Raw genomic sequence first — 15902 nt, 5'->3', positions numbered from 1 at the left:
GGCGAGGCGCCGCTGACGACCCGTCCCGGTGCCTCGATGCCGCCCGTGGACCTGGAAGCGACCCGCGCCAAGCTGGCCGCCGATCTGGGGACCGAGATCGACGACGAAGATCTGAACGGCTACCTGATGTATCCCAAGGTCTTTACCGATTACATGGCGCGGCACGAAACCTATGGCCCGGTCCGCACCCTGCCGACCCGCACCTTTTTCTACGGCATGGAACCGGGTGAGGAGATCGCGGCTGAAATCGACCCCGGCAAGACGTTGGAAATCCGGCTGCAGACCATCGGCGACACCGATGAGAATGGCGATGTGCGGGTGTTCTTCGACCTGAACGGCCAGCCGCGCGTGATCCGCGTGCCGAACCGTCTGGTGAAATCGCAGACCGCCGCCCGGCCCAAGGCCGATCCGGCGAATGACGGCCATATCGGGGCGCCGATGCCGGGCGTCGTCGCCTCGGTCGCGGTGGCGCAGGGCCAAAAGGTCAATCCGGGCGATCTGCTGCTGACCATCGAGGCGATGAAGATGGAAACCGGCCTGCATGCCGACCGCGCAGGCGTGGTCAAGGCCCTGCATGTCAGCGCAGGACAAGGCATCGACGCCAAGGATCTGCTGGTCGAAATCGAATAACGCGCAGACTTTTTGACTGGCGGGGCGGATGGGTCATTCCCATCCGCCCCGTTTCATTTTGCGCCACTTGGTCGCGGGCAATTGAAGCGTAGTTGCCCAGCCCCGCGCCAACAGGTATATGACGGATGAAATTCCGATATATTCCCGAAGCATAGAAGGATATTCCATGATCGGCGCGCCAGAGGTGACAGGCTTCTATGAACCGACTAGCGGGTCGATCCAATATATCGTGACGGACCCCGCCACGCGGCGATGCGCCATCATCGACCCGGTGCTGGATTATGACGAAAAATCCGGCGCGACGGCGACCATTCAGGCCGATCGGCTGCTGGGCTTCGTGGCGCAGCACGGGCTGACGGTGCAGTGGATTCTGGACACCCACCCCCATGCCGACCATTTTTCCGCCGCCGCCTATCTGCACCAAAAGACCGGCGCACCGACCGCCATCGGCGAACGGGTGCGCGAGGTGCAGAAGCTTTGGCAGGATTTCTATAATCTGCCCGACCTGCCCTGTGACGGGCGGCAATGGGACCACCTGTTCGCGGATGGCGAAACCTTTCGCATCGGCGGGCTAAAGGCGCGGGTGATGCTGTCGGCGGGCCATACGCTCGCCTCGGTCAGCTATGTCGTGGGCGATGCGGCCTTTGTGCATGACACGCTGTTCATGCCCGACAGCGGCACGGCGCGGGCCGATTTCCCCGGCGGCAGCGCGGATGCGCTTTGGGATTCGATCCAGGCCATCCTGTCCCTGCCCGATACCACGCGCATCTTTACCGGCCACGACTATTGCCATGGCGGGCGCGAGGCACGCTGGGAATCCACTGTGGCAGAGCAGCGGGCGACGAACAGCCATATCTCGAAATACCTGACGCGGGCGGATTTCGTGGCAGCGCGGAAGGCGCGCGACGCGGGCCTGCCCATGCCCCGCCTGATCCTGCATGCGCTGCAGGTCAACATCAATGGTGGCCGCCTGCCCGAACCCGAAAGCGATGGCCGTCGCTATCTGAAGATCCCGCTGGACCTGCTGCCATCGCCGTGGAACTAGGCGGGCGCTGCCGCGTCTAGTCGGCAAAGGAGGTGGCGATGGGTCTGCTTGTGGACGGCGCGTGGCGCGACGAATGGTATGATACGGCCAGCACGGGTGGGCGTTTCCAACGCACCACGACCAGTTGGCGCAACTGGGTGACGCCCGATGGCAGCCCCGGCCCGTCGGGCCAGGGCGGCTTTGCGGCGGAAAGCGGGCGTTATCATCTGTATGTCTCGCTGGCTTGCCCTTGGGCGCATCGCACCCTGATCTTTCGCGCGATCAAGGGGTTGGCCCCGCATATCGGCGTATCCGTCGTGCATCCCGACATGCTGGCAGACGGCTGGAGCTTTGCGCAGGATTTTCCGGGCGCGACCGGGGACGACCTGTTCGGCCAGCCTTTTCTGCGCGACATCTATCTGAAGGCCGATCCCAAGGCGTCGGGCCGTGTCACGGTTCCGGTTCTGTGGGACAAGGCGCAGGACACGATCGTGTCGAACGAAAGCGCCGAAATCATTCGCATGTTCAATTCGGCCTTTGACGGGCTGACGGGCAATCGCGACGATTACTGGCCCGAACCGCAGCGCGACCGCATCGAGGCGCTGAACACCCGCATCTATGATACGGTGAACAACGGCGTCTACAAGGCCGGTTTCGCGACCACGCAAGACGCCTATGACGAGGCGGTGGGTCCGCTTTTCGCCTCGCTCGACTGGCTGGAGGGGGTGCTGTCGCAGCACCGCTATCTGGCAGGCGACTGGCTGACCGAGGCGGATTGGCGGTTGTTCACCACCGCCGTCCGGTTCGATCCGGTCTATCACACACATTTCAAATGCAACCGCGCATGGCTGCGCGAATACCCCAATCTGTGGGGATGGACCCGAGAGCTTTACCAGATTCCCGGCGTGGCCCAGACGGTCGATTTTGCCCATATCGTGCGCCATTACCACTATAGCCACGCGACGATTAACCCCCATCGCATCATTCCGATCAACCCGGTGATCGACTGGATGGAGCCGCACGGGCGGGGCTGACGCTTTTAGTCTGGATTGACAAAAATCAGCGGCGGGCTATTGATTCATCCGCCGCGGCTTCGCGGCTGTCTTGCCGCGATGCCCATTCGCCCGCGTCCCCAGCGCGCCGAATTCGCACCACGACAAAAACTGGGGAGTGCCATGCTTGCACCGTTCCTGATCATGCTGCGCGAGGGGCTGGAGGCAGCCCTGATCGTCGGCATCATCGCAAGCTACCTGCGCCAGACCGGGCGGCAGGCATGGCTGCCTGCCATCTGGGTGGGGGTGTTCCTTGCCATCGCGCTGTCGCTGTTCGCCGGCGCGGGTTTGCAGATGGCCAGCGCGCAATTCCCCCAGAAAGCGCAGGAGCTGTTCGAGGCGGTCATCGCCCTTGTCGCCGTTGCCGTGCTGGTCGGCATGGTCTTCTGGATGCGCCGCGCCGCCCGTTCGATCCGGGCCGAGCTGCACGCCTCGGTCGATGCGGCGCTGCATGGCGGGGCCGCGACATGGGGTCTGATTGGCATGGTCTTTCTGGCCGTCGCCCGCGAGGGGCTGGAATCGGTGTTTTTCCTGCTGGCGATATTTCAGCAAAGTCAGGACGGTGCGGCCCCGATTGGTGCGGCGCTTGGCGTGCTGGTCGCAATCGGCGCGGGTTGGGGCATCTATGCGGGCGCCTTGCGTCTGGACCTGAAACGGTTCTTCCGTTGGACAGGCATCTTTATCCTGTTCGTTGCCGCCGGACTTTTCGCAAGTGCGATCAAGGCATTGCACGAAGCGGGACTTTGGAACGCGCTGCTTGATCCGGTTTATGATCTTAGCGGTGTTCTGCCCGAATCCAGCCCATTGGGCACGGTGCTGGGCGGGCTTCTGGGGTATCGCGACGCACCCAGTCTGGGCGAATTCCTTGGCTGGGCAGGCTTTCTGGCCGTTACGCTGCCGCTGTTCCTGCGTCCCTCCGCACCAATGACCCAAGCCGTGGGGCAGAAATGACGACACCCTCCAAAGGCATCTATCTGGCAATCCTTGGCGCGGCGGCACTGGCCGTCGCCGGGGGGGCGGCTTTCTGGTATGCCTCGCAGCAAAAGCCGCAGACCGTCGCCGACCAGCTTGTCATCGTCGATGCGGCGACCTGCCAGCCCGCCACCATCACCATCCCCGGCGGGCGGCGCAGCTTTGAAATCGTCAACGCCTCGGACCGGCCCATCGAATGGGAAATCCTTGATGGTGTCATGGTCGTGGCCGAGCGTGAAAACATCGCCCCCGGCTTTCGCGCCACGCTGCAGGTGGCGCTGCAACCCGGCGAATACGACATCACCTGCGGCCTTTTGTCGAACCCGCGCGGCAAGCTGACCGTCACCGCCTCGGATGAGGCGACGGCAGCGGCATCCGAGGTGACACTGCGCAAATTCCTTGGTCCCTTGTCGGAATATCGCGTCTATCTGGTGATGCAGGGCAATGCGGCGGTCAAATGCGCGCAAACGCTGCGCGACGCCATCGCCGCAGGCGATCTGGACGCCGCGCGCGATGCATGGCGGCAGGCCCGCCTGCCCTATCGCCGGATCGAGCCGCTGGCCTATCGTATCTCGGACCTCAAGAATGCCATCGACCCCAGTGCCGCCTATCTGGCGGGGCGCGAGGATGACCCGGCCTTCACAGGTTATCACCGCATCGAATACGGGCTGTTTTCCCAAAACAGCACCGATGGCTTGCAACCCGTGGCCGACAAGCTGCTGACCGATCTTGAGCAGCTTGCCGCGCGGCTGAAAGCCCTGCCGCTTGACCCGGCGCTGCTGACCGCGCTGCCCGGCGACATGACCAGTCAATTGGCGCAGGCGCGCGTGCCGCAGGGCGAAAATCCCTATGCAGGCAATGACTTGCAGGACTTCGCCGCCAGCCTTGAGGGGATAGCGAAACTGTCGGGCCTGCTGCGGCAGGTGGTGGCCAGCGTCGATCCGGGGCTGGATCAGGGCATCGCGCAGGATCTGCAGGCCGCGCAGGACGGGGTGGCCGCGCTGCAATCCAAGCATCGCAGCTATGGCGATGTGCCGCCCGCGGCACGTCAGGCGCTTGCGACCGACCTGACAAATCTGGCCGACAGCTTGGGCAAGCTGCAACCCGTCATCGGGATCAACTGACATGGCAGGCCCAAACCGCCGCAACATCCTGCTTGGCCTGGGCGTCGGGGCCGTCAGTGCCGTCTCCGCCCGCGCAGAAACGCGCAATGTCGATGACGCGCCTGCGGGCCATGCCGAAACGGCGGCGAAAAGCGTGCCGTTCTATGGCCGACATCAGGCAGGCATCGTGACGCCCCGCCCCGCCGCAGGCATCGTCGCGGCCTTCGACGTGGTGGCGACCTCGCTGGACGATCTGGAACGGATGCTGAAGGCGCTGACCCTGCGCGCCGCCTTCCTGACGCAAGGGGGCAAGGTTCCCACCCGCGATCCCAAGCTGCCCCCCGCCGATTCCGGGCTGCTGGGCCCGGTGATCGCGCCGGACAACCTGACCATCACGCTGGGCTTCGGCGCCTCGTTCTTCGACCGCGACGGCCTTTCGGGCCTGATGCCCGCCCGGCTGGAGCGCATGGCGCAATTTCCCAATGACGCGCTGGAGGCCGAAATGTGCCACGGCGACATCTCGATCCAGTTCTGCGCCAACCTGCAGGACACCAATATTCACGCCCTGCGCGACGTGGTGAAGAACCTGTCGGAATTTCTGGTGCTGCGCTGGGTGATCGAGGGCACGGTGCCGCCGGTGCCGCCTGCCCCAGACGGCTCGACCCCCAGCGCGCGGAATTTTCTGGGCTTTCGCGATGGCTCGGCCAATCCCGACAGCAATGACACCGCCGCAATGGACCGGATCGTCTGGGCGGGCGCGGATGAACCCGACTGGGCCGCGGATGGCAGCTATCAGGTCGTCCGCATCATCCGCAATTTCGTCGAACGCTGGGACCGCACCGCGCTGTCCGAACAGGAACGCATCATGGGCCGCATCAAGCATAGCGGCGCACCGATGGACCGGCCCGATGCCGGTGAACGCGACCTGCCCGATTTCGCCGCTGATCCGGCGGGCGACAAGACGGCGATGGACGCACATATCCGGCTGGCCAACCCACGCGATGCCGCCAGCCAGCAGAACCTGATCCTGCGCCGCCCCTTCAACTATTCGCGCGGCGCGGTCAGGAACGGCCAGCTGGATCAGGGGCTTTTGTTCATCTGCTATCAGCGCGACCTGCAAGCCGGGTTCATCACCGTGCAGAACCGTCTGAACGGCGAGCCGCTGGAGGAATACATCAAGCCGGTCGGAGGCGGATATTTCTTCGTCCCGCCCGGCGTGTCGGGACCGCAGGACTATCTGGGTGCCCGCCTGATTGCCGAAGCCAGGCGCGCCTGACGCCGCCAAGCCTATACCTGAACCGAACACATACGGAGCGTGAACATGGTCGGGAAATACTTGAAGACGACGGCGCTGGCCCTGGCGCTGGGGGGGTGGGCCGGCATGGCCGGGGCGGCAGACCCGTCGCTGGATTTGGTCGGGCCACTGTCCGACTATAAGATCTATGTCGCCGAAAACACCGGCAAGCTGGTCGAGGACGTGACCGCCTTCACCGCCGCCGTGAAGGCGGGCGAGCTGGACAAGGCCAAGTCGCTGTTTGCCCCCACCCGCACCAGCTATGAAAAGATCGAACCGATTGCCGAGCTTTTCTCGGATCTCGACAGCTCGATCGACGCGCGCGCCGATGATTTCGAAAAGGCCGAACAGGACCCGGAATTCACCGGCTTTCACCGCATCGAATACGGGCTGTGGCACGAAGGCTCGACCGACGGGCTGGGCGAATATGCCGACAAGCTGCTGGCTGACGTGCAGACCCTGAACGACCGCATCAACGCCCTGACCTTCCCGCCCGAAGTCGTGGTCGGAGGTGCTGCCGTGTTGATGGAGGAGGTCGCAGCCACCAAAATCTCGGGCGAGGAAGACCGCTACAGCCGCACCGACCTGTGGGATTTCGACGCGAATTTTGAAGGCGCGGAAAAGATCTATACTCTGCTGCGCCCCATGGTTGCAGCGGATGCAGAATTCACCAGCAAGGTCGATGGCAACTTCAAGGCTGTGGCTGACGTGCTGTCGAAATACCGCACCCCCGAAGGTGGCTTTGTGTCCTATGAGGAACTGACCGACACCGACCGCAATGTGCTTTCGGCCAAGGTGAACACATTGGCCGAGGATCTGGCAACGCTGCGCGGCAAGCTGGGTCTGGGCTGAGCGTCCGGCGGAGCGGATCAGCTACGCACCGCCGTCACCCCCTCAAGACCGACCGTGCTGCCGCCCTCCAGCCGCAGCACGGTTCCGTTGGCAGTCAGATCCACCCCCGTCACCTTGGAAAAGGCCGAAACGTCGGTCAACGCGATCACCTTGCCGTCCTGCACTGATTCCAACTGGAATCGATACAGCCCGTCAGCCAGTGGCGCGCCGTCGGCACTGCGGCCTTGCCAATCCACCTCTCCGCTGCCGGTTCCAATATCTTCGCGTCCCACCTCGCGGCCGTTTTCATCCAGAATGACCAGCGTCACCTGATCTGCATTTGCATCGGGGTCGATCTGCAACGTCAGCGGATCGCCGTCATACCAGCTTGGCGCAGTTGAGCGGACATCGCGCCCGATCCATTCGGAAAGCTGTGACAGCTGGCCGCCGCCTGCCCCCAGAACCAACTCGGTCAGCAAGGCGTTGGTATGCGCCTGCTGTTCCACCCCCGAGAATGTCGCAAGCTGCACCGCAAATTCGGTGCTTTCCATCGGATTCAGCGGGTCTTGGTTCTGTATCTGCGTCGTCAGCATCCGCAGGAAGGTTTCGAAATCACCGCCAGTCGTTGTCGTTTCTGCGGTGGTCGGGCCATAATTTGCGGCTGCCGCTGTGGTCGTGTTTCCAACTGCTGTCACCATGAAGATCGCCCCTTACATGCGCATATAGATTTGTCGCCCCAACTGCCTTGCCGCGTTGGGCTGGGCTTGTGTCGTATCCGCCCCGCCTTCGCCCAAACGGGCAGATGGCACCGCATTGTGGCCGCGCTGGCCCGAGCGATCCGAATCGCCAAAGGACAGCGTCGCACCCGCCATTCCGGTGTCGCGCAGCTCCTTACCCAGCAGATCGGCATTTCGCCGCAGCAGGTCCAGCGTCTCACGATTGTCGGCGTAGACGGCAACTGTCGGCGCGTCTCCGGGCGTGATGACCAATCGCACCTTGCCCAGTTCCTCGGGTGTCAGGGTGATTTCGACATGGGCTTGGTCGTCCTGGGTCAGCTTGTCGCTGATTTGGCGCAGGACGTCGTGCGGATTTGACTGAATTTGCCGCGGAGCTGGTTGGGAGGGCGCATGCGAAGGCGCTTCGGTCCGCACGTCTTTTGAACTGTGCACAGTGATCTCCGGTGTCAGATCACTTGACTGATCCCGTTCGATCAGCAACCCCGCCTGTGCCTGTGCCTGTGTTGGTGTGGTAGACGGGGCGGGATCGGACGAAGTGACCATTTCCCGCTCTGACGTGGCAGCCAGCGCGTCCGGGATGGCACGCGGCTTCGTTGATATGGCGTTTACCGGCAATAAACCTTCGACATGATGGGGCCGATCCGCACGCGCGGAATTGACAGGGATGCTATGACCAACCTCTGTCCCGATGCGGGGAGTATCGAAATCTCGTCTTTCGGGCAGCACGCTTTCAGAAGCATCGGGATACGTAGAAAAATCCGGTCGCGGAACTGCTGACGCCTCGCGCAGGTCAGGCATTTCCTGTGGCGGCATATCCGGCATCTTCGGGACATGCCCCGGATCGTCAAGGCGAGGCTGTGACGTGTGATGCCGGACCACCATCGCAACCCCGAACGGGTCCGGGGGCGAAGGCAGGACGCGCGAATCCGCGCCACGTTCGCCGACATGCAGCAGCTCGGGTGGGAAGACATCGCTAAGCACCGTTGGCATCGCGGATACCTTGGCCGTATCGCCCTCGTCATCGAAGTCAGGGCTCGGGACCGGCTGATCGTCTTCTGCATCGCCCGATTCGGCAGTGGCCTGCTGAACGGGCAGCTCGGCAATCTCATATTTCAGCAATATCTCAAATTCGCCTACAACTTCCGACACCTCGCGGATTGCGGGGTTTTTCAGCGGCACTTCTGTCAGAAGCGCAAAGGGAAGAATGCCCGGAAACATGTTCCATCCTTTTTCAATCCCAGCTTTGATAGCGGCGCGAGGTTACCAAATATTTACCGCTTGGCGATAAATCGTCAAAAGATGCGAAGAAAGGTGCAGACATGATTGCGGTTAAACCCTCCTACCCCGTGCAGGTAAACCGTCCAAGGCTAGAGGCTTCGGATGGTTTGGAGAAGGCATTTATTTCAGAAATGTTAAAATACGCCGGACCAAAGCCTGAAAGCGGCGCGTTCGGCGGTGGTATTGGTGAAGATCAGTTCTCTAGCCTATTGACCGACTGTTACGCAGAAGCAATAGCAAGCCGGATTGATCTTGGCATTCTTTAGATTTGCAGGGAAAAATGAATAATTTGAGAAAGCTAAAAGCGGCGCAACAAGCGATCAGGGCTTTTGAACCAGAGCGCTCGGCAAGCCTGCTTGCAGAAATCGATGTCACGGCTTCCGGAAAACTATCCCTGCATGATCAAAGCCTGGCCTTGGCAATCTTGCAAAATATTGCGGCCCACGCCACAGCGGCGGCACAGGGGATAGCTGCTGCCAAGGCCCAGCTTGCCGAATTGCGTAGCGGCAGCCGTAGTCTTGGCACGTATGACCGCGCGGGGAAACGCAGCGATGCCGATCTTTCCACCACGCTCGCGCGAAAATTTTGAATAAAATCTTACAGAAGTTTCCTGCGTTGATCTGAAAAAATTCAGACTTTGTTCAGAGATGTGGACTAGAACAGCCCTTATGCAATTAAGCATCGGGGAAGCCCGCAGGTCAGAATGGCCTTTTATATCAACAGGGCGGAATTGCCCTTAATATTTGGAGTTGAAATATGTCCAGCATTCTGACCAACAATTCGGCCATCGTCGCGCTTCAGACCCTGAAAGGGATCAACTCGAACCTGGCGAAGACGCAGACCGAAATCTCGACCGGCAAAGCCGTCGGATCGGCGCAGGACAACGCCGCGATCTGGGCCATCTCGAAAACGATGGAATCGGACCAGAAATCGTTCAAGACGATCCAGACCAACCTGAACGTTGCCGGTCAGACCGTCGCCACCGCGCGCACCGGGGCCGAAGATGTCCAGAAACTTCTGGGTGAAATGAAGGATCTGGCCATCGGCGCAAACCGCAGCGATGCGGATTTCGCCAAGATCCAAACGCAGATTGCCGCAAAGCAGGAACAGATTGCCTCGATCGTCGCGGGCACGCAGGCCAATGGCGTCAACCTTCTCAGCACCAGCGGCGTCAATGGCGACACCACCTATTCGGTGCTGGGTTCGCTGGATCGCACGGGCACCGGCGTCACCGCCTCGGCGATCGAGGTCGAATCGGTCGATTTCGAAGCCAGCATCGTCGGCGGCACGCTTGATGCGATTACCGATCAGGACAGCGCCGCAACCGCGCTTGGCCAGATCGAAGCGCTGATGACCACCGCTGTCGAAGGTGCGGCGGCCCTCGGCTCAGCCGGCCAACGCATCACCGATCAGGTAAACTTCGTCTCCAAACTCAGCGACTCGCTGAAAATGGCGACCGGCTCGCTTGTCGATGCGGATATGGAGGAAAGCTCGGCACGACTGCAGGCGCTGCAAACCCAGCAGCAGCTTGGCATTCAGGCGCTGTCGATCGCCAACCAGGCGCCGTCGTCGATCCTGTCGCTGTTCCGCGGCTGATGAAAACCGGGGACGCCCGTGGGGCGTCCCCGAACTGCACTTTTGACAAATCAGAACGGGAACTTCGATCTTGAACGCGGTGATGCCCTTCCCAGAACATGCATATGGCAACCCGGCGCTTCGTGGCGCGCGCGATATGGAATACGATGCGTTCTCTCGCGTCACTCGGATGCTGCGGCAGTCACCTCGTGAATGTACGGGCGGGGAAACGATCGCGGCCGTCGCCAAGAACAACGACCTTTGGACATTACTGGCGACCGATCTTTCCGATCCCCGGAACGCGCTTGCAGATGAAACAAAGGCCGGGCTGCTGTCGCTGGCATTGTTTTCACTGCGCCATGGACAGCGGGTCCTGGCTGGTGACGCCACGACCGACACCCTGATCGAGATCAACATCTCGGTCATGAAAGGTCTGCGCGGAGGAGCGGGATGAGCGGACTAATCCTGAAGCTTGCCCCGCATGAGCGGGTTCTGATCAACGGCGCGGTAATCGAAAACGGTGAAAAGCGTTCGCGCATATCGATAAAAACGCCCAATGTATCCATCCTGCGCCTGCGCGACGCAATCCACCCCGATGAGGCCGGGACACCTGTTGGCAGGGTCTGCTACATCTGCCAGCTGATCATAACCGGCGACGCCGAAGAATCGGAAGGCCGACGCCAAGCGATGGTTGGGATCGAACAGCTTTCGCGTGCCTTTACGGATCGCGACAGTATCGCAATTATTGATAGCTCGACGGCAGCAATTCTGGAAAGAAACTACTACCTTGCCCTGAAACACCTGCGCACGTTGTTGCCGCGCGAGGCAAGGCTGCTTGCGACGATCGCGCCATGAGCTATCTGGTTCAGGCAGGCAGTGGCGGTTATCTTGGCTGGAAGTTTCTGGAACGCACTGCGGATACGCAGAGAATAACCTTTGAAAAAGGCGCTCAGATTCAACGGTCTCGCGATTACTTTTCCGAGAAAATGCCGAATGTGAAGCAAGCGGACGAACTTGTTTCGGACTACCGACTACTGCAAGTCGCGCTGCGCGCTTTCGGGCTGGATGGCGACATCAATAACCGGCTTTTCATCAGAAAGATTCTGGAATCCGACCCAAATGACGAAACAAGCCTGGTCAACAAGCTATCCGATAAACGCTATCTGTCGCTTAATAAAGCATTCGGGCTAAGCGAAGCGGGAACTGCAGACCCGAACAAAGCCCCGGATGTGAACGAAATTCTTGACCTCTACGTCACGCGTTCGTTCGAAAAGAATATTGGCGAACGCTATCAGGAAATTGAGTTGGGCCTGAACGCAAGACGCGAACTGCCGATCCTCGCGGCCAGCACCTCAAGCGAAAATACGAAATGGTATCAGATTCTGGGATCGAAGCCGTTGCGCAAAGTGTTCGAAGGCGCGTTCGGAATGTCGGCATCTTTCGGGCAGTTGCCAATTGACCGTCAGGTCGAGGAGATGAAAACGCGATTGGAACGGATGACCGGCAGTGCCGATATTTCGCAATTCACCGCGCCGGAAATGGCTGAGGCTCTGCTGAAGAACTATCTGTTGAGATCGCAGATCAGTTCCATCAGCATTTCCAGCCCCTATGCCGCCGCGCTGACAATCCTGCGCGGCGGTCGGTAGGGCATGATTACTCAACGGGGCCTGCATCGGTTCGATCAGACGTGAGAAAGGCAACACGGCAGCCAAGCGCCGCTGAAAGCCCAGCCACATATCCGAACCCGACCGCTCCCTCCATGTCCACAGCCAAGCCAGGGGCGGATGGATCAGCCGGCCAACAGCGCAGCATTCCCCCCGGCAGCGGTCGTATCGACGCAAAGATGCCGTTCATGGACAACATGCGCCTGATCAGGCATCGCTGTGATCAGCGAACGCAACGGGCCATTATCTCCTTCGGCAAGCGCCAAAGCCAGACCACGGGCCTGATCGGCATCGCCCCACCAAAGCACCGCCGCTGCTTCGGGATGCGCGGCAAGGCTCGCAACCGGATGCTCGTCGTCGCCGGATACGGTCACGCCCCCCAGCGCATGGACTGCCGCAATCTGGGCATCGCGCGCCTGCACACCCGGTCCAAGGCACAGAACCGGACCGCGGGGCTGCAGGTGCAGGCGGTTCAATTCGCCCGTCGGACCCGGCATCAGTCGAGAGAGTATTTCATCCTGATCCGAAGCCGGATTCGAAGGCCGGCCCGGCTTGGTCAAACGCGGGTCGCCTTGGGCGCCTGCCGCATTTCCGGCGGGCAGGATCTTTGTCACCTGATCGCCCGTGCCATCAAATTCGGCCACGGATAGCGCCGCGCCGCGTGCTGCGCCCAAACCTGGTGCGGTTTCGACCTCTGTCCGGCCTGCCGACATATCGTGCCCCGATTCGTTCGAAGCAGCGGGGACAGGCGCAAAGAAGCGCGACACGTAAAACGGACCACCCGCCTTGGGACCGGTGCCGGAAAGCCCTTCTCCTCCAAAGGGTTGCGACCCGACGACTGCACCGATCTGGTTTCGGTTCACGTAGATATTGCCTGCATGGATCGCATGGGACAGTTCCTGCACGCGCGAGTCGATGCGCGTATGCAATCCGAATGTCAGACCGTAGCCACGCCCGTTGATCGCTGCGACCACCTTGTCCAGATCCTGCGCGCGATATGTCGCAACATGCAGCACAGGGCCAAAGATTTCGCGCGGCAGATCCTGAATCCCCCGCACACGCAGCAGTGTCGGGGCCACGAAATGGCCCTGTTGCGGCACGCTGAGCCCATGCAGGATGTGCGCACGGTTCTGGTGCAGATAGGCCGCGATTTCGTCGCGGGCCTCGGCACCAATAACCGGGCCGACATCGGTGGTCAGCGACCAGGGATTGCCCAGGGCCAGTTGATCCATCGCGCCCTTGATCATCTCGATCACATGCGGGGCGATGTCGTCTTGCACATACAGACAACGCAGCGCCGAACAGCGTTGGCCCGCCGACCGAAAAGCCGAGGCGACAATATCACGCACCGCCTGCTCGGGCAGGGCCGTGGAATCGACGATCATCGCATTCAACCCGCCGGTTTCCGCGATCAATGGCGTGCCGGGGGCCATGTTATGAGCCATGGCACGCGCGATCATCCGCGCCGTTTCGGTCGAGCCGGTAAAGACGACGCCTGCAACCCGCGCATCCGAGGTCAGTGCAGCGCCCACCGTGCCCCCCTGCCCCGGCAAAAGTTGCAACGCAGTCAGCGGAACACCGGCTTGATGCAGCAGACGCACGGCAATGGCCGCAATCAACGGCGTTTGTTCGGCAGGTTTTGCCAGCACGGCATTACCCGCCATCAATGCGGCCGCAATCTGGCCGGTAAAAATCGCCAAGGGAAAATTCCACGGGCTGATCGCCACGATGGTTCCACGAGGGGCGCGAGCGTCGCATTCGGCCTCGGCGGCGTAATAGCGAAGAAAGTCAACCGCTTCACGCAACTCGCCCACGGCATCAGGAATGCTTTTCCCCGCTTCTTGCGCGAGACAGGCGAAAATCAGGCCGTAGTTTTCCTCGAACAGATCGGCTGCGCGGCGCAAGACATTCGCCCGTTCGGCGGCGGACACATCCCAGACCTGCGCATCTGCAATCGCACGAAGTGCGGTTTCCGCATCGGCTTCGATGACCTGCGCCACAGTTTCGCCCGTGGCAGGATCGCTGACCGGAACCGCCCCGCCCGTCGGCGAGGACACGGTTATTGGGGCTGCGTCGGGCGGGGCGATATTCCGCGCCGCGTCGATCCGGGCCAGCAGCCCCTGGTCACTGAGGTCGAAGCCTTGGGCATTTTGCCGACGCGCGCCGAACAGCGCGTGGGGCGCAAGCAGCCCGGCGGGCGCCTTTGCGGTGACAAGCGCGGCGATCGGGTCGCGTGCGACATCTTCGGGCAGAACGCTTTCGTCCACGATCTGATGCACGAATGATGAGTTGGCCCCATTTTCCAGAAGACGCCGGACCAGATAGGCCAGCAGATCGCGATGCGCCCCGACCGGAGCATAGATCCGGCAGCGCCCGCGCCCTTCGCGCAGCACGATGTCGTGCAGCCGCTCTCCCATCCCGTGCAGGCGTTGGAATTCGTATTCGATGCCGCCCGCCATTTCCAGAATCGCGGCGACAGTATGGGCGTTATGGGTCGCGAATTGCGGATAGATGCGGTCGGCATAGCCGATCAGCTTGCGGGCATTGGCCAGATAGCTGACATCGGTTCCCGCCTTTGTGGTGAACAGCGGAAAGCCCGGCAGACCTTCAACCTGCGCGCGCTTGATTTCGCTGTCCCAATAAGCCCCCTTGACCAGCCGCACCATGATCTTGCGATCCAGATCAGTGGCCAGCCCGTGCAGCCAGTCGATCGTCGCGCCTGCCCGTTTGCCGTAAGCCTGCACCACGACACCGAAGCCATCCCAACCGGCCAGCGACGGGTCGGACAGCACTGCCTTGATCACCTTAAGCGACAGCACAAGGCGATCCTGCTCCTCGGCGTCGATGTTCATGCCCATGTTTGCCGCCTTGGCCTGCTGCGCCAGACGCAGAACGACGGGGACCAGTTCGGCCATGACGCGGGCTTCCTGCGCCACCTCATAGCGGGGATGCAGCGCGGATAGCTTGATCGAGATGCCGGGATTCATCTGGACCGAGCCTTTGTCGCAAGCCCCGGCAATCGCCCCGATGGCCGCAGAATAGGCGCGGTCATAGCGCGCGGCGTCGCCTGCGGTCATCGCCGCTTCGCCCAGCATGTCATAGCTATAGGTAAAGCCCTGCGACTCGCGCGTTTTAGCACGGATAAGCGCCTTTTCGATGGTTTCGCCCAGGACGAACTGGCGGCCCATTTCCTTCATCGCGCGGGTGACGGCGGCACGGATCACCGGCTCGCCCAATCGGCGGATCGCCCCGCGCAGCGTGCCGGCAATGCCCCCCTGTTCGTCGTCCAGCACCTTGCCGGTCAGCATCAACGCCCATGTGGACGCATTCACCAGCGATGACGACGCTTCGCCCAGATGCCTGCCCCAGTCAGACGGCGCGATCTTATCCTCGATCAGCGCATCGATGGTCTGGCGATCGGGCACGCGCAGCATGGCTTCGGCCAAACACATCAGCGCGACACCTTCGCGCGTGGAAAGCCCGTATTCCGCCAGAAAATGTTCCATCATCGTTGGACGGGCCTCGGCGCGGATGCGGCGGACCAGATCGGCGCCGCGCGTGGTGATCGCGGCCCGGTCGGCAACCGAAAGCCCCGTCTCGGCGATCAGGCGCGCAAGCAGCGCCTCCTCGGGCTGAAACTTCGCCTCAAGGCCAAGGTCGGGGAATTGGGTCATGCTGTTTCTCCTGCGCTTTGGGTGCTGATTAGCGGGAAGCGGATGGACGATGTGACCAATTCAAGCCA

Annotated in this window: 16 protein-coding genes; 13 read left to right on the top strand and 3 right to left on the bottom strand. The window is 61.7% G+C overall.

The genetic code is table 11. The features are described 5' to 3' along the window. The 7 genes from FN835_RS16485 to efeO (FN835_RS16455) all read left to right on the top strand — a co-directional run. A partial coding sequence (locus tag FN835_RS16485) for a biotin/lipoyl-containing protein (protein WP_142664326.1) occupies positions 1-630 on the top strand: 630 nt, incomplete at its 5' end. A gap of 166 nt (positions 631-796) precedes the next feature. After that, positions 797-1675, top strand: a complete 879-nt coding sequence (locus FN835_RS16480; protein WP_142664325.1) for an MBL fold metallo-hydrolase — start codon at positions 797-799, stop codon at positions 1673-1675. Between the two features lie 38 nt (positions 1676-1713). After that, positions 1714-2688, top strand: a complete 975-nt coding sequence (locus FN835_RS16475; RefSeq protein ID WP_142664324.1) for a glutathione S-transferase family protein — start codon at positions 1714-1716, stop codon at positions 2686-2688. 141 nt (positions 2689-2829) lie between these two features. Further along, on the top strand, positions 2830-3657 hold the full coding sequence (gene efeU / locus FN835_RS16470) for an iron uptake transporter permease EfeU (protein WP_142664323.1): 828 nt from the start codon (positions 2830-2832) through the stop codon (positions 3655-3657). Then, a complete protein-coding gene (gene efeO / locus FN835_RS16465; RefSeq protein WP_142664322.1) occupies positions 3654-4802 on the top strand; it encodes an iron uptake system protein EfeO in 1149 nt (382 codons plus the stop codon). Before efeU ends, efeO (FN835_RS16465) begins: the two co-directional genes overlap by 4 nt. Before the next feature lies 1 nt (position 4803). After that, a complete protein-coding gene (gene efeB, locus FN835_RS16460; protein WP_142664321.1) occupies positions 4804-6057 on the top strand; it encodes an iron uptake transporter deferrochelatase/peroxidase subunit in 1254 nt (417 codons plus the stop codon). A gap of 45 nt (positions 6058-6102) precedes the next feature. Beyond that, positions 6103-6927 carry an iron uptake system protein EfeO gene (efeO, locus tag FN835_RS16455; protein ID WP_142664320.1) on the top strand — a complete coding sequence of 275 codons (825 nt, stop codon included), beginning with the start codon at positions 6103-6105 and terminating at the stop codon, positions 6925-6927. A 17-nt stretch (positions 6928-6944) separates the two neighbouring features. Here the strand turns inward: efeO (FN835_RS16455) and FN835_RS16450 are convergent, their stop codons facing one another. After that, a complete protein-coding gene (locus FN835_RS16450) occupies positions 6945-7604 on the bottom strand; it encodes a flagellar hook capping FlgD N-terminal domain-containing protein (RefSeq protein WP_142664319.1) in 660 nt (219 codons plus the stop codon). 12 nt (positions 7605-7616) lie between these two features. Next, complete coding sequence (locus FN835_RS16445) at positions 7617-8861, bottom strand: flagellar hook-length control protein FliK (RefSeq protein WP_142664318.1); 1245 nt, start codon at positions 8859-8861, stop codon at positions 7617-7619. Positions 8862-8962: 101 nt separating this feature from the next. Between FN835_RS16445 and FN835_RS16440 the strand changes: the two genes are divergently transcribed. From FN835_RS16440 to FN835_RS16415, 6 genes are all read left to right on the top strand, one after another. After that, positions 8963-9187, top strand: coding sequence for a rod-binding protein (locus tag FN835_RS16440; RefSeq protein WP_142664317.1), 225 nt, complete (start codon positions 8963-8965; stop codon positions 9185-9187). Between the two features lie 14 nt (positions 9188-9201). Next, entirely contained in the window at positions 9202-9510 is a 309-nt protein-coding gene (locus FN835_RS16435; protein WP_142664316.1) for a hypothetical protein, read from the top strand. A gap of 167 nt (positions 9511-9677) precedes the next feature. Further along, positions 9678-10517, top strand: coding sequence for a flagellin N-terminal helical domain-containing protein (locus FN835_RS16430; protein WP_142664315.1), 840 nt, complete (start codon positions 9678-9680; stop codon positions 10515-10517). 79 nt (positions 10518-10596) lie between these two features. Continuing rightward, positions 10597-10950 (top strand): flagellar biosynthesis regulator FlaF, encoded by a 354-nt coding sequence (locus FN835_RS16425; RefSeq protein ID WP_246098775.1) that lies wholly within the window; start codon positions 10597-10599, stop codon positions 10948-10950. Further along, entirely contained in the window at positions 10947-11351 is a 405-nt protein-coding gene (gene flbT, locus FN835_RS16420) for a flagellar biosynthesis repressor FlbT (RefSeq protein ID WP_142664313.1), read from the top strand. Before FN835_RS16425 ends, flbT begins: the two co-directional genes overlap by 4 nt. Beyond that, a complete protein-coding gene (locus FN835_RS16415; RefSeq protein ID WP_142664312.1) occupies positions 11348-12142 on the top strand; it encodes a DUF1217 domain-containing protein in 795 nt (264 codons plus the stop codon). The genes flbT and FN835_RS16415 overlap by 4 nt, the downstream gene beginning before the upstream one ends. Positions 12143-12285: 143 nt before the next feature. Here FN835_RS16415 and putA read toward each other — a convergent pair whose 3' ends face one another. Then, positions 12286-15834 carry a bifunctional proline dehydrogenase/L-glutamate gamma-semialdehyde dehydrogenase PutA gene (gene putA, locus FN835_RS16410; protein ID WP_246098774.1) on the bottom strand — a complete coding sequence of 1183 codons (3549 nt, stop codon included), beginning with the start codon at positions 15832-15834 and terminating at the stop codon, positions 12286-12288. Between the last annotated feature and the right edge of the window lie 68 nt (positions 15835-15902).

The sequence above is a fragment of the Paracoccus laeviglucosivorans genome (assembly GCF_900182695.1).
GTDB classification, from domain to species: domain Bacteria; phylum Pseudomonadota; class Alphaproteobacteria; order Rhodobacterales; family Rhodobacteraceae; genus Paracoccus; species Paracoccus laeviglucosivorans.
The sequence above is the reverse complement of the archived record's forward strand: the minus strand, read 5'-3'. Positions and strand labels throughout refer to the sequence as shown.